This is a genomic window from Salinispora goodfellowii, assembly GCF_059570675.1.
Genome location: NZ_JCANTD010000002.1, coordinates 177,575 through 197,985, shown reverse-complemented (window position 1 = coordinate 197,985; position 20,411 = coordinate 177,575). Strand labels below are relative to the sequence as shown.

Annotated in this window: 20 protein-coding genes and 1 pseudogene; 10 read left to right on the top strand and 11 right to left on the bottom strand. The window is 70.8% G+C overall.

Annotation, left to right across the window (positions count from 1 at the left end; all coding sequences use genetic code 11):
• Window positions 1–202: 202 nt before the first annotated feature.
• From T398_RS03355 to T398_RS03345, 3 genes are read left to right on the top strand one after another with little or no spacing between them, the layout of a single operon-like run.
• Window positions 203–1,843, top strand: a complete 1,641-nt coding sequence (locus T398_RS03355; RefSeq protein ID WP_496444427.1) for an amino acid adenylation domain-containing protein — start codon at window positions 203–205, stop codon at window positions 1,841–1,843.
• The gene (locus T398_RS03350) at window positions 1,840–3,231 is read left to right on the top strand and encodes a hypothetical protein (RefSeq protein WP_496444425.1); all 1,392 of its coding nucleotides are present in this window, start codon (window positions 1,840–1,842) and stop codon (window positions 3,229–3,231) included. Before T398_RS03355 ends, T398_RS03350 begins: the two co-directional genes overlap by 4 nt.
• Before the next feature lie 19 nt (window positions 3,232–3,250).
• Window positions 3,251–4,015, top strand: a complete 765-nt coding sequence (locus T398_RS03345) for an enoyl-CoA hydratase-related protein (protein WP_496444423.1) — start codon at window positions 3,251–3,253, stop codon at window positions 4,013–4,015.
• A gap of 89 nt (window positions 4,016–4,104) precedes the next feature.
• Here T398_RS03345 and T398_RS03340 read toward each other — a convergent pair whose 3' ends face one another.
• Genes T398_RS03340 through T398_RS03305 form a run of 8 tightly spaced genes read right to left on the bottom strand, consistent with a single transcriptional unit; the run spans window position 4,105 to window position 12,049 of the window.
• The gene (locus T398_RS03340; protein ID WP_496444924.1) at window positions 4,105–5,505 is read right to left on the bottom strand and encodes an NADH-quinone oxidoreductase subunit N; all 1,401 of its coding nucleotides are present in this window, start codon (window positions 5,503–5,505) and stop codon (window positions 4,105–4,107) included.
• Between the two features lie 5 nt (window positions 5,506–5,510).
• The gene (locus T398_RS03335) at window positions 5,511–7,001 is read right to left on the bottom strand and encodes a complex I subunit 4 family protein (protein ID WP_496444421.1); all 1,491 of its coding nucleotides are present in this window, start codon (window positions 6,999–7,001) and stop codon (window positions 5,511–5,513) included.
• A 4-nt stretch (window positions 7,002–7,005) separates the two neighbouring features.
• Window positions 7,006–8,871: a proton-conducting transporter transmembrane domain-containing protein gene (locus tag T398_RS03330; protein ID WP_496444419.1), complete on the bottom strand. Its 1,866-nt coding sequence runs from the start codon at window positions 8,869–8,871 to the stop codon at window positions 7,006–7,008.
• Window positions 8,868–9,170 (bottom strand): NADH-quinone oxidoreductase subunit NuoK, encoded by a 303-nt coding sequence (locus T398_RS03325; RefSeq protein WP_496444417.1) that lies wholly within the window; start codon window positions 9,168–9,170, stop codon window positions 8,868–8,870. Before T398_RS03325 ends, T398_RS03330 begins: the two co-directional genes overlap by 4 nt.
• Window positions 9,167–9,730 carry an NADH:ubiquinone oxidoreductase subunit J gene (locus T398_RS03320; protein ID WP_496444415.1) on the bottom strand — a complete coding sequence of 188 codons (564 nt, stop codon included), beginning with the start codon at window positions 9,728–9,730 and terminating at the stop codon, window positions 9,167–9,169. The genes T398_RS03325 and T398_RS03320 overlap by 4 nt, the downstream gene beginning before the upstream one ends.
• Before the next feature lie 3 nt (window positions 9,731–9,733).
• Window positions 9,734–10,663, bottom strand: a complete 930-nt coding sequence (locus T398_RS03315; protein ID WP_496444413.1) for a complex I subunit 1 family protein — start codon at window positions 10,661–10,663, stop codon at window positions 9,734–9,736.
• Complete coding sequence (locus T398_RS03310) at window positions 10,656–11,735, bottom strand: hypothetical protein (RefSeq protein WP_496444411.1); 1,080 nt, start codon at window positions 11,733–11,735, stop codon at window positions 10,656–10,658. The genes T398_RS03315 and T398_RS03310 overlap by 8 nt, the downstream gene beginning before the upstream one ends.
• Entirely contained in the window at window positions 11,726–12,049 is a 324-nt protein-coding gene (locus T398_RS03305) for an NADH-quinone oxidoreductase subunit A (protein ID WP_496444922.1), read from the bottom strand. Before T398_RS03305 ends, T398_RS03310 begins: the two co-directional genes overlap by 10 nt.
• A 215-nt stretch (window positions 12,050–12,264) precedes the next feature.
• Here T398_RS03305 and T398_RS03300 point away from each other — a divergent pair, with 215 nt between their 5' ends.
• From T398_RS03300 to T398_RS03270, 7 genes are all read left to right on the top strand, one after another.
• Window positions 12,265–13,890, top strand: a complete 1,626-nt coding sequence (locus T398_RS03300; RefSeq protein ID WP_496444409.1) for an alkaline phosphatase D family protein — start codon at window positions 12,265–12,267, stop codon at window positions 13,888–13,890.
• A gap of 162 nt (window positions 13,891–14,052) precedes the next feature.
• Entirely contained in the window at window positions 14,053–14,721 is a 669-nt protein-coding gene (locus T398_RS03295; protein ID WP_496444407.1) for an esterase/lipase family protein, read from the top strand.
• 195 nt (window positions 14,722–14,916) lie between these two features.
• A complete protein-coding gene (locus T398_RS03290; RefSeq protein WP_496444405.1) occupies window positions 14,917–15,438 on the top strand; it encodes a DinB family protein in 522 nt (173 codons plus the stop codon).
• 139 nt (window positions 15,439–15,577) lie between these two features.
• On the top strand, window positions 15,578–16,426 hold the full coding sequence (locus T398_RS03285) for an HAD family hydrolase (protein ID WP_496444920.1): 849 nt from the start codon (window positions 15,578–15,580) through the stop codon (window positions 16,424–16,426).
• 60 nt (window positions 16,427–16,486) lie between these two features.
• The gene (locus T398_RS03280) at window positions 16,487–17,389 is read left to right on the top strand and encodes an LLM class flavin-dependent oxidoreductase (RefSeq protein WP_496444403.1); all 903 of its coding nucleotides are present in this window, start codon (window positions 16,487–16,489) and stop codon (window positions 17,387–17,389) included.
• A 72-nt stretch (window positions 17,390–17,461) separates the two neighbouring features.
• Window positions 17,462–18,805, top strand: a complete 1,344-nt coding sequence (locus tag T398_RS03275) for an LLM class flavin-dependent oxidoreductase (protein WP_496444401.1) — start codon at window positions 17,462–17,464, stop codon at window positions 18,803–18,805.
• A 21-nt stretch (window positions 18,806–18,826) separates the two neighbouring features.
• The gene (locus T398_RS03270; RefSeq protein ID WP_496444399.1) at window positions 18,827–19,336 is read left to right on the top strand and encodes a flavin reductase family protein; all 510 of its coding nucleotides are present in this window, start codon (window positions 18,827–18,829) and stop codon (window positions 19,334–19,336) included.
• Between the two features lie 42 nt (window positions 19,337–19,378).
• Here T398_RS03270 and murI read toward each other — a convergent pair whose 3' ends face one another.
• From murI to T398_RS03255, 3 genes and pseudogenes are all read right to left on the bottom strand, one after another.
• Complete coding sequence (murI, locus tag T398_RS03265; protein ID WP_496444397.1) at window positions 19,379–20,179, bottom strand: glutamate racemase; 801 nt, start codon at window positions 20,177–20,179, stop codon at window positions 19,379–19,381.
• A gap of 14 nt (window positions 20,180–20,193) precedes the next feature.
• Window positions 20,194–20,322, bottom strand: a complete 129-nt coding sequence (locus tag T398_RS03260; protein WP_496444959.1) for a hypothetical protein — start codon at window positions 20,320–20,322, stop codon at window positions 20,194–20,196.
• A pseudogene (locus tag T398_RS03255) lies at window positions 20,286–20,372 on the bottom strand (HAD family hydrolase); the annotation flags it as partial. The pseudogene T398_RS03255 and the gene T398_RS03260, both read right to left, overlap by 37 nt.
• Window positions 20,373–20,411 lie beyond the last annotated feature (39 nt).

Here is a 20,411-nt window from a genome sequence, read left to right as displayed (position 1 = left end):
GGCCAACCGCCGCACTGCCGGGATTACGTTTACAAACCCGACAATATTTGTGGGAAACCCTCCTAGACATATCACAATGCCTTACCATTTACTTACGTAAATGGTAGGAACGCTGACCATTCAGGATTGGTCCGCTTCTCTGGAAAGCGGCGACCCCGCGCTGTCGCCATCGGTCTGGAACCCAAGCCAGGAAGTAGGACCCATGCAGCGCATCTCGACTGCCCCAACCGGAGAAACAACCGCTTCGACCCGAACGACCAGCCGCCCGAACGCGCCCACCCCGCCCCGCCAACTGCCAGAACCACTGGCGACACTGCCGCCCCACGACCGCGAGCTATTCGTACGCTTCGGTCACGGTCCCACCGAATCCGTCGCGTACTCCCACATCCATCATGCCTTCGAGTACTGGGCCACCGTCACTCCGGACGCCGTCGCCGTCGAACACGGCGACGAGACCATCACCTATCGCGAACTGGACCGGCGAGCCAACCAGTTGGCCGCCCGGCTCGCCGCCGCCGGTGTCCGTCCCGGCGACCGGGTCGCGCTCTTCGTCCGGCGGTCGATCCCCATGGTCGTCGGCCTGATCGCGGCCTTGAAGTCCGGCGCGGCCTACGTACCGCAACACGTCGACTCCGTGCCCGCGGCCCAGTTGCAGCATGTCATCCAGACCGCCGAGACCCGGGTGATCCTGACGCTCGCCGCCACCGCCGAGCGCATTCCGGTTCCCGACGGCCACGTCGTGATCGCCCTGGACCGCCTCGCTGCGGAGCCCGCCGGACGCTCCGTCCGTCGCTTCACCCCGACGACACCGGTTCAGCCCGACGACCCCTGCTACGTGCTGTTCACCTCGGGCAGCACCGGCCGACCCAACGGGGTGGTCGTGACCCACCGCAACATCTGCAACATCCTGCTGACCTCCCCCGGCGACCTCGGCATCCAGCCGGGTTGGCGGGTCGGCCAGATTCTCAACATCGCCTTCGACATGGCCGCCTGGGAGATCCTGGGGGCGCTGAGCCACGGTGCCACGCTCGTCATCCGCGGCCGGGACATCGCCGAGACCATGTCCCGCGTGGACGTCATCGTGGCGACCCCCACGGTGCTCAGCCGGATCGACCCACTCCAGTGTCACCGGGTCAAGGTCGTGGCGGTCGCCGGCGAGCCCTGCCCCCGCTCACTCGCGGACACCTGGTCCGCGGTCTGTTCCTTCTACAACTCCTGCGGCCCCACCGAAACCACAATCGTCAACACGATGAGCCGGCATCACCCGACCACCGAGCGGCTGACCATCGGCCGGCCAACCCCCAACAACACCGTGTACGTGCTCGACGCCGACCTTCGACCCTGCCCGATCGGCACGGTCGGCGAGATGTGGGCCGGGGGTGACTGCGTCTCGGCGGGATACCTCGGAAACCCCCAGCTCACCGCCGAGCGGTACGCCCTCGACCCGTTCCTCGGCGGTGGCCGCCGGATGTTCCGCACCCGGGATCTGGGGCGCTGGACCCCCGATGGCGAGTTGGAACACTTCGGACGGACCGACGACCAGGTAAAGGTCCGCGGCTTTCGGGTGGAGTTGGACTCGGTGTCGGCGATCCTGGAGGCGGTACCGGGGTGCACCCGGGCGGCGACCATCAAACTGGACGACCGCACTCTCGTCTCATTCGTGGCACCCACCCAGGTGGATCCCGAGCTCGCCCGGATGGCCGTCTCCGAGGCGCTGCCGTACTACTGCGTACCCGAGACCGTGCACACCCTGCCGGAACTCCCCATGACCAGCCGAGGAAAGATCGACAAGACCGCCCTCCGCCGGCTCGTAGCCGACCACGAGCGGGAGGTGACGCGATGACCACCACCCCGCTGACCGAAACGCCGCCCGCACCACCGACCAGCGCAGCCCTGGACTCGGCGCGCCCCGCCCGCGGCGTCCCGCTGCCGCCGCGGCTTCCGCTGCCGCGGCGAATCTTCACGCACCCGGCCCTGATGCACCATCACCGGCTGGCCGCGGTGGTCCTCGTCGTGAACCTCGGCCTGGCCGGGTACGGGCTCGGCACCGGCGGATGGTCCACCACCGAGCTACCGACCTCCCAGCTCGCCGGGCTGACCTTGGCGAACTTCACCCTCGCCGTCGTCGTCCGGCAGCAGTACGTCATCAATCTGTTCTTCTGGCTGGCCACCCGGGCCCGACCGAGCTGGCCCCTGCGCATCCGGCGGACCCTCGGCAAGGTCTACCACTTCGGTGGGCTACACGTCGGCGGCGCGCTCGCCGGGACCCTGTGGTTCCTCGCCCACACCGCAACCGCCACCGTCGAGGCCCGCCGGGACGGCTCGGGCCTGCCCGCGACCCTGGTCGTGACCTACCTGTTGGTTGCGCTACTCCTCACCGTCTGCGGCACCGCCCTGCCCCCGGTACGCGCCCGGCGTCACGACCTGTTCGAGCGGGTCCACCGCTTCGGCGGGTGGCTGGCCCTGACACTGTTCTGGACGCTGACAGTCCTGACGATCGCCGCGGAACCGGGTTCCCGACCGCTCGCCACCGCGCTGCTGACCGCGCCGAGCAGCTGGGCGCTCGCCCTGATGACGTTCAGCGTCGCCCTGCCGTGGCTCCGGCTGCGCCGGGTTCCCGTGGCCGTCGAACGACCGTCCAACCACGTCGCGCTGGTCCAGCTCGAGCGACGCCGGGTTCCCTTCCCCGGCTCCTCCACCGCGGTCAGCCGTAGCCCGCTGCTGGAGTGGCACTCGTTCGCCAACGTTCCCGCGCCGGGGCGACGACGCTTCCGCATCACCATCTCCCGCGCGGGCGACTGGACCGGCGCCCTCGTTGACGACCCCCCGTCCCACCTGTGGGTCAAGGGCATCACCACCGCCGGGGTGGCCAACATCGAGACGCTCTTCACCAAGGTGGTCTACGTCGCCACCGGCAGCGGGATCGGGCCGGTGCTGCCCCACCTGCTGGCAGATGAGGTCCCCTCGCACCTGGTCTGGGCGGTCCGTAGCCCACGGACCACCTACGGCGACGCGTTGATCGACGAGATTCGCACCGCCCGGCCGGGCGCCATGATCTGGGACACCGCCACCGACGGCAAGCCCGACATGGTGGCCCTGGCCTACCGCGCCTACCGCGAACACGGGGCCGAAGCCGTCATCTGCATCTCCAACAAGAAGCTGACCTGGCAGGTCGTCCACGGGCTGGAGCAACGAGGCATCCCCGCCTACGGCGCCATCTGGGACTCCTGAGCGACAAGGAGAGAAGGCTGTGAATCTCATCGTGGAGCGGACCGACCGGGTCGTCACCGTACGGCTGAACCGGCCCGCCGCCCGAAACGCGCTCAACACCGCACTGCTGACCGAACTGCTGGCCACGCTGCAGCCGCTGGATGCCGACCCGGGCGTCGGATGCTTCGTCCTCACCGGCACCGACCGGTTCTTCGCGGCGGGTGCGGACATCCGGGAGATGGCGGCGAAGTCGGCCGCGGAGATGGTGGTCGAGGACTTCTTCGCCGGCTGGGAGGCGTTCACCGCGCTTCGTACGCCCACCGTGGCGGCGGTCGCCGGCTACGCCCTCGGCGGCGGCTGTGAACTGGCCATGATGTGCGACATCATCGTCGCCGCCGACACGGCTCGCTTCGGCCAACCGGAGATCAAACTCGGCGTGATCCCCGGCATCGGCGGCACCCAGCGGCTGACCCGGCTGGTGGGCAAAGCCAAGGCCATGGACCTGATTCTGACCGGCCGGCTCATGACTGCCGAGGAGGCCGAACGCAGCGGCCTGGTCTCCCGGGTCGTTCCGGCCGACCAACTGCTGGCGGAGGCGGAGGCGGTGGCCCGGACAGTGGCCGGGTTCGGCAAGGCGGCCACCACGGCCGCCTGCGAGGCGGTTGACCATGCGCTGGAGACCGGCCTGCGGGAGGGGGTCCGCTTTGAGCGACGCAGCTTCCACTCCCTGTTCGGCACCGCCGACCAGCGGGAGGGGATGCAGGCATTCCTCGACAAGCGGGCGCCACGGTTCACCGGCCGGTAGGCGCCCGGTGAACCCCGTCGGTCTGTGCCCAATGAACCCGGCCGGTTTGTGCCCAGTGACTTCCGCCGCTGACCTCATGCTCCGGCTCGCTATCCGCCGGCGGCCCGCCACCCCAGGCCGGCGGCGACCCCGACGGCGAGGCTGAGTACGGCCGCCACGACGGCCACCGTCGTACTCCATCGCCCTGGGCGGTCCGGCGGGGTGACCGCCCAGGGCTGGTAGAGCGGAACCAGCCACCGCAGGTAGTAGAAGAGGCTGAGCGCGGAGTTGATGAAGACGACGACCGCCAGCCACGCGTACCCGCCGTCCCAGGCGGCGCTCGCGGCGGTCAGCTTCCCGACGAAGACCGCTGTCGGCGGGGTGCCGACCAAACCGAGCAGCGCCACCACCAGGGCGGCGGCCAGCCACGGCGCGGTCGCCGCCACCCCGCGCCAGGACGTACGGTCGCGGTGCCGTGGTAGCGCGGCGGTGACCGCGAAGGCGGCGACGTTGGTGACGGTGTAGCCGGCGAGATAGACCAACAACGACGGCTGGGCGAGGTCGCTGCGTCCGGTGGCGACCACCGGCACCAGCAGGTAGCCGACCTGGCTCACCGTTGACCAGCCGAGCAGCCGCCGCACGTCGGTCTGCCAGTACGCGGCGAGGTTACCCAGCAGCATGGACGCCACGGCCAGCGTGGCCACCACCGCCGGCCAGTTCGAGGAGCCGGGGAGGACCTCGGCGAGCCGGTGGACCGCGAGCAACGCGCCGATCTTGGGCACGGTGGTGAGGAACGTCGCCGCCGTGGCCGTACCGCCCTGGGCCGCGTCGGGAACCCAGAAGTGCGCGGGAAATCCACCGGCTTTGAACATCAACCCGCCGATCACCGCGACGACGGCCGCGGTGACCACCGACCGCGGCGCGTCCGGCAGCCGAGCGGCGAGTTCGGCGTAGGCCGTGGTGCCGGTGATCCCGGCGAGCAGCGTGACCCCGAGCAGGAGCAGGATGCCGAAGAGTGCGCCGAGGAGGTATGTCTTGAGCACCGCTTCGGCACCGGCGCCGGTGCCGGCCAGGCCGATCAGCGCGTACAGCGGGATGCTGGCCAGCAGGAAGCCGACGACCAGGGCGAGCAGGTCGGTGGCGCCGGCGAGCAGCACCGCCCCGGCGGCGGCGAAGAGCAGCAGCGCGTAGGCGTCGCTCTCCCGGGCCGACCCGGCGAGCTCGTCCCCGGCGAGGGCGAGGACGAGGAGGCAGCCGGCGGCGGCGAGGATCCGGGCGACGCCGGTGCCGGTGTCGACCGCGTAGGAGCCGTCGAAGGCGGTGTTGGCCGGAGCGGAGAGCGCGACCGCCGCGGTGGTGATCACCATGACGCAGACGGCGGCGGCGACGCCCCGCAGGATCCACTGCCGGTGGCGGGGCGTGAACGAGCCGCCGAGCAGGACGACGAGCGCACCGCCGGCGAGCAGCATCTCCGGCAGCAACAGCTCGGTGCGCATCATCTCCGACGCCACCTGAGTCACCGGCCGAGCAGGTCAACGACGGTACGGGCAGCCGGCTCGACGAGATCGAGCAGCGGGCGCGGAAGCACCCCGATGAGCAGGGACAACGCCAGCAGTGGCCCCACCGACCACAGCTCGGTGGCGCGCAGGTCACCGAAGCCCTTCGCACAGCCGGCGGTGGGGCCGGTCAGCAACGCCTGCCCGGCGCGGAGGAACAACGCGGCCGTGATGAGGATGCCGAGCAGCGCCACCGCCGTCACGGGGGCGGTGGCGATGCTGCCGGCGAAGACCTGAAACTCGGCGATGAAGCCGGAGAACGCCGGCAGGCCGAGGGAGGCGAAGGCACCGACGGCGAAGAGGGCGGCGAACACCGGTGCCGGGGCGGCAAGACCGCCGTACGCGTGCAGGTCATAACTGCCGGCCCGCTCGTACAGGACGCCGGCGAGCAGGAACAGGGCGGCGGTGATCAGACCGTGGCTGACCATCTGGGTGACCGCACCGGTCACCGCCACCGCCCGCGGTTCGACGGTGTCCACGCCGACCAGGCCGGCGGCGCCAACGGCGAGCACGACGTAACCCATGTGATTGATCGAGGTGTAGGCGATCATTCGCTTGAGGTTGGCCTGGGCCAGGGCGACCAGCGCGCCGTAGAGGACCGACACCACCCCGACGGCGACGATCACCCACGCCCAACCCCGCCACGCCTCGGGCAGCATCGGTGCGGCGATCCGCACGAAGCCGTAGGTACCCAGCTTCAACAGCACCCCGGCCAGAACGGCGGAGCCGACCGCGGGAGCGTCGGTGTGCGCTGGCGGCAACCAGGTGTGAAACGGCACAGTGGGGGTCTTCACCGCCAGGCCGATCAGGATCGCGGCGAGCACCAGGCCGCCGGCCAGGGGGCGCCCCGCGAGCGGGTTCTCCGCGGTCAGGGTCGGCATGTCGAAGGTGTGCGGGTCGGCGGCCGCGTACAGGCCGATGAACCCGGTGAGCAGTGCCAGCGAGCCGAGGAAGGTGTAGAGGAAGAACTTCAGCGCCGACCGGGCCCGGTCGCCGTGCCCCCAGCCGGCGATCACCGCGTACATCCCGACGATGGACAGGTCGAAGAAGACGAAGAAGAGGATCAGGTCGGCCGCGGCGAAGACCCCGAGGCACACGCTCTGCAGGAACAGGAAGAGCGACGCCTGTACGCGGGGGCGGTGCCGCTCCCGCAGCGCGTACACCGCGCAGGCGAGGAAGACCACCGCGGTCATCGCCATCAGGGGCAGGGAGAGCCCGTCCACGCCGAGGTGGTAGCTACTGCCCACCCCGGGGATCCACGCCGCCCGTTCGGCGAAGGCCAGCTGTCCCGGCGGCGGTGTCTCGTACCCCGCCCAGACGACGCCGACCAACGCCAGCTCGACCGTCGCCGCACCCACCCAGACCCAGCGTGCGGCGGCGTCGCCACACCGGGGGACGACGGCCAGCAGCACCGCGACGAGCAGGGGCAGGAAGACGATCACGGTCAGCATCCGGCTACCCCAGCACCACGAGAACGACGGCACCGACGACAAGCACCACCACGGCCTGGAGGTAGTACTGGTGCAGTTGCCCGGTCTGCGGCCGGCGCGCGAGGTGCCCCAGCCGCCGCAGCCCGGCCGCGACAACCTCCACCGTCCGGTCGACCCGGCGCTCGTCGACCCGAGCCGCCCGCCTGGCGAGGACGACCGTGGCCCGCGCCGCCTGCGCGACGCCCCGGTCCAGCACCCGGTCGTCGAACCGGGCCGCCGCCGCACCGAGCGCCAGGGTCGGACGCGTCACCAGCACCGACGCCGCCTGTCGAAGGCCCAGCCACCGCCGCGCCCAGCGGGGTGCCGGCACCCGCCACCGCGCCACGACGACGAGGGCCGCCAGGGCGATCAACGCCGACGCGGCCAGTTCCGGCACCGGAACCGGCTGGTAGCCGCCGGGCTGACCGACGGCGCGGGCGACGACGGCGCCGATCGGGGGCAGCGCCAGCAACCCGGCGACCGCGGCGGCGACCGCCAGCACCAGCAGCGGCAACCACCCGGCCCAGGGGATCCGCCCGGTGCCGGTCTCCTCCTGGTCCCGGTACGCGTCCACCGCGCCCTGCTGGTCGGCGGGGACGCGCCGCCAGAGCACGACGAGAACCTTCCCCGCGTAGGCGGCGGAGAGCGCGGCGGCCGCGAGGCCGACCGCGTACAGCGCCGGCGACTCCTCGCGGGCGGCAGCGAGGATGGCGTCCTTGGTCGCCCAGAGCGACAGCGGCGCGATCCCGGCCAACGCCAGCAGCGCGACCGTGGCCGACCAGCCGACCAGCGACCACCGCCGGGCCACCCCGGCCAGACCGGCGAGCTGTTTGGTGCCCAGCGCGGCAAGCCACGCCCCGGCGGCGAGGAACAACAGCGCCTTGACCGCGGCGTGCGCCACCAGATGCGCGGCGCCACCCGCTACCGCACCGGCCCCGGCCGCCAACACCACGAAACCGAGCTGCGCGCAGGTGGAAGCGGCGAGGAGTTGCTTGAGGTCGGGCTGGGTAAGCGCGACCGCGCCGAGCAGCAGCGCGGTCCCCGCACCGACCCACATGGCCGCCCACGGGGCCCAGCCGGTGGCGGCCAGCAGCGGCTGCATCCGCAGGAGCAGGTAGCCGCCCAACGCCACCATCGCCGCGGAGTGCAGCAGCGCACTGACCGGGCTCGGCCCGGCCATCGCCCGGGACAGCCAGAAGGAGAACGGTAGCTGCGCGGCCTTGCCGAGCGCCGCGACCAGGACTCCCGCCGCCAGCACGTGCCGCCATCCCGGGCTGCTGGCGGCGAGGTCGGCCAGGGCCAGGCCCGCACCACCGGCCAGGGCCGCCCCGGCCGCCAGGTAGAGGCCAAGATCCGCAGTACGGGTGGTGACGAATGCCGTGCGGCCGGCGGCGACCCGGGCCTCGTCCCACCACCAGAACCCGATCAACGCGTACGACGCGGCGCCCATCAGCTCCCAGGCGAAGAGCAACGTCGGCAGGGTGCCCGCCGTGACGGTAAGCGCGGCCGCGGCGGCGAACAACAGCATCAGGCCGTGGAACCGCGCCGCCGGGGTGAGTGCCTCGCCGACGGCGGCCACCAGCACCAGCAGCGTCACCACCAGCACCGTCGGCAGGACCAGCGCGGCCAGCCCATCCACCGTCAGGACGAAATCCGCGCCGGCCAGGAACGGCACCGCCACCGTCGGCCGGGCGACGGCGACCAGCGCCGACAGCAGCACGGCCGTGGCCGCGACCGCCAACGCGACCCGCACCGCGACCCGGTCCCGGGGCCGGGCGACGACCAGCACGGCACCGGCGGTGGCGGGCAGGCCGACCACCGCCCACAACGCTGCCGTCCCGAGCGCGGTCATCCGGTCAGGTCCGCGGCCGTGTCGGTCAGGTCCGACCGCCGGATCCGGTGCAGCGACGTGGCGACGGCGAAGCCCATCGCCATCTCCACCGTCATCGCCGCGAGGACGACCAGGAGCAGCACCTGCCCGGACGGGTCGGGGGCGCAGAACCACCACAGTCCGGCCACGGCCAGGATCACGCCGTTGAGCATCAGCTCCAGGCCCATCATCACCATCACCACGACCTGTTGGGACAGGGCGCCGTACAACCCGACGGAGATCAGGGCCGCGGCCACCAGCAGCACCGTCCGTACCGTCACCGGCTGACTCCCCCCGGCTGCGGATCGGCCGCCCGAGGCCGACGAAGGTCGTCCCCGAGCCGGTCGTAGCGGGTGCGGTGCGCGGCCAGGACGACCCCGCTGACGATGGTGGCCGCCATGACCACGCCCACCACCGCCATGGTCAACATCTTCGGACCCATCAGCTCCGTGCCGAGGGCGGCGGTGACATCCGCCGGTGGGCTGCCGCGACGGCTCGGCCACGGCGCGAACAGCGCCCCGGCGGCCAGGAGCAGAAACACCCCGACCGACACCGGTAGGGCATGCCGAGCACCGTGGACCATGTTCATCGACATCATCGCCGGATTCATTCCCATGAACATGTTCATGTAGACGGCCATGATCGCCATCTCCATCACCATCATCAGGATGACCAACACGCCGACGTAGAGCTGCTGCAGCAGAAGCACCTGAAGACCGACCGCGATGAAGGAGAGCGCCAGGGAGTAGCTGGCCCGGGCCATCGAGTTGACGACGAAGACGGCGACCCCGGCGAGCACCGCGACGACCGCGAGACCCCAGAAGACGAGGTGGGTGAGCATGCCTCAGCCCCCGATCACGACGACGGCTACGAGGAGGTCCTGCAGCAGCACCGCCGGCAGCAACACCAGCCAGCCCACCTCCATGAACACGTCCGGACGCAGCGCGGGCACCCGACGGCGCAGCCACACCAACCCCGCCAGTAGCGCCGTGGCCTTCACCAGCACCCAGGCCCAGGCCGGCAGCAGCGGGCCGGACCCACCACCGAGGAACATCGGTACGGCGAAGGCGGCACCCGCCGCCAGCAGCGCGTACCGTCCGGCCAGAAACAGCAGCCGATCCACACCGGAGAGCTCCGCCGTCACCCCACCCGCCACGTCGCGACCGAGCGCCGGCGAGAAGGGCCCCCAGACCGCGATCGCCACCACGCCGAGGCAGTAGACGACGAAGGCCACCGGCATCCACACCACAAACCACAACCCCTGCTGCGCCGCGGCGACCTCTCCCACCCGCAGACTGGACGCCGCGACCGCCGGCGCCACCAACGCGAACATCAACGGCAACTCGTACGCCAATCCGTGGGCGAGGAACCGGTAGCCGCCGACCATCGCGTACGCGGAGTTGGCGCCCCACCCGGTCAGCCAGACGAACGCCCACGCCAGGACATCGAGCGCGTTTACCCACACCACCCCGACGGCCAGGTCGAACAGGGTCCACCGACCGAGCGGCACCACGGTGACGATCATCAGCGCCATCCCGAGTAGCCCCGCCCCGCCGATCCGCCACAGCAGGCGGTCCGCGCCGACGATGGTTCGCCGGCGCTGCCGCAGCAACCGCGCCACCTCACCCACCGGCCGCCCCATCCCGGACCGGGTCCCGGCGGCCCGCCCGGCCAGCACGCCGTCGAGCAGCGCCGCGGCGACCGCGAGCGTCCCCAGCAGCCCCGCCGCGGCCGGTGCCCAACTGCCGGAGACCACGGTCGGCGCTTCAGCCATCTCGGACCGCACCCAGCGCAACGATGTCGAGGCTGGCCACGATGAGCCGGGCGGTGGCCACGTCCCACCCGGACACCACGCTGGCTACCGCCGCCGGCGGTGTGACCGGCACCCTGACCACGACACCGGCGGACCCACCGGCCACGACGGCCGCCCGGTCGAGCATGCCGTTGAGTCGATCCCACACGTCACCGGTGAGCTCCGGGGCGAGCCCCAACCGGACCAGTTCGCCGGGGCACAGTGGCCCCACCCTCCGCAGCGACCAGCGCAGCAGCCACGAGCGGCGTACCCGGCGCCGCAGCCGCACCAACTCCGTGATCGCCGCCGAGCGCTCGCCGGCCAAGAGCCGATCGCGGACGGCGCGGGCCCACCCGGCCGCGTCCGGCCAGCCCGCCAGCGCGAGCACCCGGGCCGCGTTGTCACACCGTCGGGCAGCGAACTCCGCGGCGTCTGGGCTGGCCTCGCCCGCCACGTCAGCACCCACTGCGTCGTCAGCACCCACTGCGTGGTCACCGTCGGCGAGCCCGCCGCGCCCCGCGTCAACGACCCCCGCCTGTGCCTCGGCGACGAGGTCGCCGTGCAGGTGAGCGCGGAGGACCAGGCCGGCCGGCCAATCCGGCAGCACCGGGCCGAGCCGGACGTGCAGCACGTCCATCTCCAGTCCGTCACGGTCCTCGCCCCCGGATGCCAGGGCGATGTCCCCGCCCGCAGCGTCGTCGCACCCCTGCCCGTCCCGGGCGCTACCGTCCCTGCGTTGGCGTGGGGTATCCCGCAGCAGGTCCTCCGCCTGGTCCAGGGCCGCCGCCGCCAGATCCGGCGCGGCGACATCAATCCGGGCCCGCGGCCCGGGCAGTTGCTCCCACAGGCTCGCCACCACCAGCGCCAGCTCCGGTCCGGGCGATCCACACACCGCCAGGATGTCGGCGTCCGCCGGCGACACCGCCAGGCGCCACCCCCGGACGCCCGCGAGCCGCTCCACGGCGACCCGGGTCAGCCAGTGCCCGGGCACCTCGATGACCAGCAGATGGGAGTGCCGGACGGCGAGCCGCGCCAGCGCGCCGCTCACACCCATCGCAGCGCGCCTTCCCGCCAGGCCCACACCACCGCGACGAGCACACCCGCCAGGAAGACGAACATCTCCACCACGGCGGTGGCTCCCAGCTCGGCGACGACCACCGCCCACGGATACATGAACAGCATCTCCACGTCGAACGCCAGGAACAGCACCGTCGCCAGGTACCAACGGACGTGGTACCGGGACAGGGCGTGCTCCTCGGGGCGCCAGCCGGACTGGAACGGCGTGACCAGCAGCGGCCGTCGAGCGATCGTCAGCGCACGGTGCGCCAGGTAGCAGCCCGCCACGACCGCCACGGCGACCAGCGCCATTCCTGCCGCCCCTGCGTACATCGCGCTTCACCCCGCCCTGCCCCACCGGCAAGGGCGCGTTTCACATTAAGCACCAAACGGGACTTTCCACCTGGAGGCTGGACCCCCTCACCCGTTCAGGGCCCACCGCCGCGATCTCTCGAGGCTGGACCGGGCGCCACCGACGCCGCAGTCAGTGATAGCGAACCCGACCCAGACTCCGGTAGACATAGCGGATGATAAATGGAATTGATCGCCGCACATTGCTCCGCGTGGCCGGCGCATCCGCTGGCACCGCCGCGCTTGCCAGCGCCACTGTCGCCAGCGGCAACCCCGCCCAGGCCGCCAGCGGCGCCTTCCGGCACGGCGTCGCCTCCGGCGACCCGCTGCCCAACGGTGTCCTGCTGTGGACCCGACTGACTCCGACCGAGGAGGCACAACCCGGCTCCGGCCTCGGCCCCGAGGCACAAGTGTCCTGGCAGATTTCCGCCGATCCAGACTTCACCACGGCGCTGGCGCAGGGGACGATCCGCACCGGACCCGCACGCGACCACACCGTTCGCGTCGAGGCAACCGGGCTCGAGCCGGCCACCACGTACTGGTACCGCTTCGGCTACGACGGCGCCTGGTCCCCGACCGGGCGAACGATGACCGCGCCGGACCTGGACGCCGACATTGACCGACTGCGACTGGGAGTAGTCTCCTGCTCGAACTGGGAGGGCGGGTACTTCGCGGCCTACCGATACCTGGCTGAGCGCGGCGACCTGAACCTCGTCGTACATCTCGGCGACTACCTCTACGAGTACGGCACCGGCGAACTCGGCACCGGAGGCCAGGTCATCCGTCCGGTCAGCCCACCGCACGAGACACTCACCCTGACCGACTACCGCATCCGGCACGCCACCTACAAGACCGACCCAGACCTACAGGCCCTGCACGCCGCGCTACCGTGGGCGATCACCTGGGACGACCACGAGGTCGCCAACAACCAGTGGTCCGGAGGCGCGGAGAACCACACCCCGGACGATGAGGGTGACTTCGCGGCCCGACTGGCCGCGGCGCGGCAGGCGTACCTGGAGTGGATGCCCGTACGCGCGGGAGTGGACGGGACGATCTACCGCCGGCTCCGTTTCGGCCAACTCGCCGACCTCTCCATGCTGGACCTACGGACGTACCGGTCGAAGCAGAACTGGGGCGGCGTTGACGACCCGGACCGGACAATCACCGGCGCGGATCAGATGACCTGGCTGAAGAGCGGTCTGGCCACCTCCGACGCGCGGTGGAAGCTGGTCGGGAGCTCAGTGATGATCTCTCGGCTCGATGTCGCCACGCTTCCCGCCTGGCTGCTCGGCCCGCTGGCCGAGCTGCTGGGCATGTCGCAGAACGGCGTGGTGTTCAACACCGACCAGTGGGACGGTTACAACGCCGACCGCAACGAGTTGGTCGACCACCTCCGCGCCACCGACACCCACGATGTCGTCTTCCTCACCGGGGATATCCACACCTCGTGGGCCAACGAGATAACGACAAAATCCACCGGGCCGTGGTCGCCGGCCGCCGCCGAGTTCGTGGTGCCATCGGTGACCACAGACAACGTGGACGACTTCCTGCGGCTACCACCGGACAACGTGGTCAGCAAGCTCGGCGCGAGCTTGATTCGCGCGACCAACCCACACGTGCGCTGGACCGAGTTGGACGGGCACGGCTACGGCGTACTGGAGGTGACCCGAACCTCGTGCCGAATGGACTGGTACCACCTGGCGGACCGGACCAAGCCGACCACAGCCAGCGAGTGGGTTGCCGGCTGGTCGGTCAGCGCCGGGTCGGCGAAGCTACGCGAGGAGCATTCGCCCCTACCCTGACCAGCAACACCGTCGAACAGTGATCAATGTTACCGGATCGAAACATAACACCACTAGCACCCTCCGACACCCTCATGTCACATTGACGTTCGTCACTGGATCGTCTCCCACCCACCACCGTCAGGTCCGAACTCTGGGCCGCCTGGAACGAAAGAGACCCCCATGAGACGCTTCGTCCGCACCGCCATCGTCGCCGCCCTGGTGGCCACGGTGGCACTGGTCGCTCCGTCGGCCGCGCAGGCCGCAGACCGCAATCCCGTCCTCTTCGTCCATGGTCTGAGCAGCTCCGCCAGCACCTGGAACACCTGGATCAACAAGTTCAAGGCGGACGGCTACCATGCCTCCGAGCTCCACACCTGGTCCTACGACTGGAAGAAGTCCAACGCGACCACCGGCGCGAAGCTCATCGACAAGGTGCAGGACGTGCTCGACGCGACCGGCGCCACCAAGGTGGATATCGTCGCCCATTCGATGGGCGCCCTGAGCTCCCGCTGGTATCTCAAGAACGGCGGCGGGACAGCTACCGTCGACGACTTCGTCTCCGTCGCCGGGGTGAACCACGGCACCGATGTTTCCTGGTTCTGCTCCTTCTACCAATCATGCAAGGAAATGGTTCGGGGAAGCAGCTTCCTCGACTCGCTGAACTCCGGTGACGAAACCCCGGGAAACGTCAACTACGCCACCCTGTGGTCGACCTGCGACGCACTGATCAATCCCGACAGTTCGGCGAAACTCGACGGCGCGGTGAATACCTCCGTGGGTTGCAAGGGACACACTGACATGAACGACGACTCCAGCAACTACACCAAGGTCCGAGACTTCATCGCCTAACAGATTGACCACCCACCAGCGACAACGGCCACTGGGCGAACAGGTACCCGGACGCCCCTGAGCCAAGGGCAACTGGACAACCGGTCAGGGACGGGTTCTCGATCAGCCGAGAACCCGCCCCTGACCGGTGTTCACCTCCACCCGCCGAGAGTTCCCGGGGCCGCGAAAGCACCAGCAGCCGGTTACGGTCCCGACATGGTTGAGCGGAACATCGATCCCACCGTTGGTCTTGTCCAGGTTCGCACGGGCAGTGAGCGCGAAGTGCTCGAGTCCTTCCTCGACTTCCACCGTGGCGTGGTTCTGCGCAAGCTGCGTGGGCTCTCCGAGACCGATGCCGCCCGCCGCCTGGTGCCGTCCGCCACCACGGTCGCCGGCCTGGTCAAGCACCTCACCCTCGTGGAGCGGAACTGGTTTTCGGCGCTACTCGACCCCGGGGACGGCGACGTCGTCCTAGCCACCGATGAGAGCGCGCTGGCCAGCTTCACCCTGACCGACGAAGACACCGTCGAGCGGCTTGCGGCGGCCTACGAGGCTGAGTGCGACCGGTCCCGCACGGTGGCCGCCCGATTCGACCTCGATCATGTGGTGCCGCACCCGCAGCTCGGCGAGGTCTCGCTCCGCTGGATCCTGGTCCACATGATCGAAGAGACAGCCCGGCACGCCGGCCACGCCGACATCCTTCGTGAGCTGACCGACGGTTCGACCGGCGCTTTCTGATCGCAGCCCACCCCGGGCGAGCCCGCCACAGAGGACTACCAGCAGCCGGGGAGCACGTCGTTGTTGGGCTTGGCGACACCGTCACGGCCTGGTCAACGCGGCTGCCAGAGGTTAGCCATCGACGGTGTCGTGTTCCATCATGGTCGGCATGCTGCCAATGCCGTACGCCCTGCTGTGGGACTTCGGTGGCGTCCTCGCTGACGCTCCGCGACAACAACCGGCACCAGCGGAATTCGTCCGCCGGCTGTTCACCTTGGTGGATGGCGCGGTCTCCACCGAGAAGATCACCAGCGACCTGACCGAAGGTGCCCGCTCCTACGCCTCGTGGCGCGACGAGGTCGGCACGAGCGACGATCCGATGGAGCTACCACACACCCGAGTCTGGGCGGACTTTGTCACCCGTACCTGGCCGCGGCCCGCCCGCGACGCCGTCGAACGGGAGGCCACATCGTTGGCGTACGCCTGGACCTGGCGGTCCGAGTGGCAGGTCCGCCCCGGCATCCCAGAAGCGCTACAGGCCGCTGCCGAGGCGGGCCTACCGATGGCCGTGGTCAGCAACACCCTTTGCGGCGCCGCACACCGAGACTTCCTCGCCACCGCCGGCCTGTCCGAACGCTTCGCCGCCGAGTTCTACAGCGACGAAGCCGGGCCCCGCAAGCCCAACCCCCGCCTCGCCCAGCTCGCCGCCGACGCCATCGGCGTACCGATGCGGAGCTGCTGGTTCATCGGCGACAGTGTGCACCGCGACATTGTGTGCGCCCGCCGGGCCGGTGCCGGCGCTGCCATCCTGATGCGCTCGCCGCGCACCGACCGAGAACCCCCGCACCCAGACGTACGGCCGGACGCCCGGGTCGAGGACGGCCACGGGTTGCTCGCCCTGCTACGCCGAAGCGGCACCGTCACTGACGGTGGCTCGATCGATACCTGCGGTGCTGACCGGGTGCGGGCTGCTGTCACGCCGCAGGAATTGGAGTCGTCTCCCTGGTAACCGTCACCGCACCGGGCCGGCCAGGTGTCCCGTGCCCGCGTAGCCAGGCGAAGGAGAGTCGTGAGCGGATACAGAGCTGGCTCCCTGGTCGGGTACGAGCTGCCCGCCGGCACGGAACCGGTCGCGGCCGCCCGGGCGGCCGAGGCCGCCGGGGTGGATTTCCTGGTGCTGCCCGACCGGCCCGCCGCGCCCGATGACCGGCCGGGACCGCCGGCTGCGCTGATCACCGCGGCCTGGCTGGCCACCCGCACCGAACGGATCGGGCTGGTGATCGAGATGCCGCCCGCGTACACCGAGCCGTACAACCTGGCCCGGATGCTCGCCTCGCTGGACCATGTCAGCGGCGGGCGGGCGGGCTGGCTGGTGTCAAGCGCGCCGGACCCGGCCGCCGACACGAACCACCGTCGTGAGGGTGTTGACCCGGCGGCGGACCGGGCGGCACGCACCGCGGAATACATACCGCTGCTACGCGACCTCTGGGACACCTGGGAGGACGGCGCGTTCACCCACGACAAGGCGACCGCGCAGTTCGTCAACGGCGACCGGGTGCACACCCTGAACCACGAGGGGCCGCTGCTACGGGTGGCCGGGCCGCTGAATGTGATCCGGCCGCCGCAGGGGCATCCGCTTGTGCTGGCGGACGCAAACGATCGGGGCGCGGCGGCCGACGCGGATGTGCTGATCGGCCCGGCGCCGGGCGACGACGACCGGCCGTGGTTGCGGACCGCATGGCCGGACGACGTCCGGCAGTCGGGGCTGAACGCCGCGGACGGCGCCATTGGCTGGCTCGTGCGGTTCGACAGTGCCGAGGAGTGCGCCGCGTTCACCGAGGCCGGGTTGCCGACGTGGACCGCCGACCGGCCAGCGGAGCGGCAGCTCTTGCTGCGCGAACGCTTCGGCCTGAACCGACCCGCGAACCGCCTCGCCCACCGCGTCGGCGCCCAGGCCGGCCGAAAGCGCTGACAGCACGCGAGAGCGCCGCCTCAGCGACAAAGCGCCGCACCCACGAGCGCCGACCGACAGGAGCCGACCGACGTGACCGCACGCATGATGCACCTCGGGCTGATGTTCTGGGCCACCGGCACCCACCCAGCCGGCTGGCGCCATCCGTCCGCCTGCGCCGACGCCGCATACGACATCACGGTGATCCAGCAGGTCAGCCGGGCCGCCGAGCAGGCCCGGTTCGACTTCGTCTTCCTCGGCGACCGCCTGGCGAGCGACCCGGCCCTGCAGCACAGCAATCCGGCGCAGATCTCCCGGCTGGAACCTTTCGTCACCGCCGCCGCGATCGCCGCAGCCACCGAGCGGATCGGCATCGTGGTGACCGCCAACCCGACCTACTCCGACCCGTACGGCATTGCCCGGCTGCTCGCCTCCCTGGACCATCTCAGCGGCGGCCGGGCCGCCTGGAACCTGGTGACCGGCGCGGACCCGGCGGCGGCCGGCAACTTCGGTCGCACCGAGCACTGGCCGACCGAACGGCGCTACGACTGGGCGGAGGAAACCCTGGTCGTGGTCCGGGCGCTCTGGGACAGCGAACCCGGACGGCCGGTTCGGCATCGGGGCACGTATTTCTCGGTGGACGGGCCACTCGACGTGGGCCGCCCGCCGCAGGGTCAGGTGGTGCTGCTGAACGCGGGCACCTCGGACCGCGCCCGGGAGCTCAGCGCGCGCGCGGCGGACGTGGTGTTCGCCGGCCTGCAACCGGATCTGGTGGCGCGCGAGGAGTTCTACACAGACATCAAGGCACGGGCTGCCCGCCACGACCGCGCCGACGACGTGACGATCCTGCCCGGCCTGATCGTCGTGGTCGCTCCTACCACCCGGGAGGCGGTGGCCCGCTACGACGCACTGAACGCGCTACTGCCGCTCGATCCCGAGCAGGAACCCGGCTCGCAGGTGCGGGCCGGGGGCCTCGGCGAGGGGTTGCGGCACAACCGCAGCTCGGCGGCGCGGCTGTTCGGGATCGGCATACCCGATGACCTGTCCGCAGCCGTGCCCGCCCCGGAGCTGGCGACGGTGGCACCGGAGGCCCGGCAGCGGCTGGCCGACATCACCCGGCTGACCCGGCGCACCGCCACCGGACCGGACCGGATCACCTACGCGGACCTGGTGCACGCCTGCCCGACGCAGCCCGCGCACACCGTGGTCGGGAGTCCGGGCGAGGTGGCGGACATGATGCAGGACTGGTTCGAGCGAGGTCTCGCGGACGGTTTCAACATCTACCCGAGCACGGTGCCCGGCTCGGTTGACGACTTCACCCAGCTGGTGGTGCCGGAGTTGCAGCGCCGCGGCCTGTTCCGCACCGAGTACGCCGGCACCACGCTGCGTGACCATCTCGGCCTGTCGGTGCCCGCGCGCCGGCGGATCGCGGCCTGACGACACGGAAGAGGGCAGCCGATGCACGAGCAAATCGCCGAGCTGGTGCCGGTCCGGCCCGAATGCGGCACGTTCCGGGAAGCGATGTCCGCCATCGTCGGTCCGGTCACCATCATCACGGCGCGCGACGAGCAGGGTGAGGCGTACGGATTCACCGCCAGTTCGGTGGTGTCGTTGTCGGAGGACCCGCCGCTGCTGGTGGTCTGTGTGGACCGCAGCGGGCGGTCGCACGACCGACTGGTCGCCGCGCAGACGTTCTGCGTCAATGTGATCGGCGTCGACGGCCGCGATCTGGCGCTGCGGTTCGGCTCCAAGCGCGTCGACAGGTTCGCCGGGGTCGAGGTCGAGGACCTCGATTCCGGTACGCCGTCGCTGCCGGTCGCGATGGCGCGGATCCTCTGCCGGGCGTACGGGCTGCGCGACGGCGGCGACCACACGATCGTCCTAGGCCAGGTGACCGGATACGTGCGCCGCGGCACTGACCCGCTGGCCTGCTGGAACCACGATTTCGTGGCCGTGCGGCGGGTGTGATCACGGCGACCGACGTCGGTACTCCGCGGCGACGAGGCACCGCTAGGCCGCCGCGGCGGTCAACACCATCGCCGGGGACAGGCCGAGGAAGCGGGTGGTGAGCCGCTCGAACGGCGCGACGTCGCCGGTGGCGAGGAACCGGTGTCGGGCCGGTTCGTCGCCCGTCGCGCGTGCCACCCGACCCTCGGCGAGCATCCGGTAGACCGTCTTGGCCGTCTCGTCGGCGCTGGACACCAGCGTGACACCGTTGCCCATCACCAGGCTGAGCAGCCCGGCCAGGAGCGGGTAGTGCGTACAACCGAGCACCAGCGTGTCCACACCACCCGACTGCAACGGCGACAGGTAACGCTCGGCAACGCTGCGCAACGCCGGACCCGACGTGATGCCACGCTCGACGAACTCGACGAACCGGGGACAGGCCACGCTGGTGACCGACAGGTTCGGGGCGGCGGCGAACGCGTCCTCGTAGGCGCCACTGGCCACCGTGGCGTGGGTGCCGATCACGCCGACGCGGCCGTTGCGGGTGGCCGCCACCGCCCGCCGCACCGCCGGTCGGATCACCTCGACGACCGGCACCGCGTAACGTTCCCGGGCGTCGTGCAGGCAGGCCGCGGCGGCGCTGTTGCAGGCGATGACGAGCAGCTTGATGCCCTCGTCGATCAGCCGGTCCAAGCAGGCCAGTGAGTAGCGGCGCACATCGGCCATCGACTTCGACCCGTACGGGACGTTGCCGGTGTCGCCCAGGTAGAGCAAGGTCTCGGCGGGCAGCTGGTCGGCGAGGGCGCGGGCGACGGTGAGCCCGCCGACGCCGGAATCGAAGATTCCTATCGGCCTGTCGGGCATCACGCCTCCCGGTCTCAGAAGTGGTCGAGCAGCTCGGGGAACCGGGTCAGGGTGAGCACGCCCGGATCGGGGTCCAGCTCCTGGTGCTCCAGCACCCCGGTGTTCTGTCGATGACCTTCTCGAAGAGAATGTTGTTTTCCCACAACGTGTCGTCCGCGTCAAAGACCAGGGTCAAACCTGGAGACCTTCTCACGGCTTCCGGCTCGCTTTCCCGAGTAAATGTACGTCGATC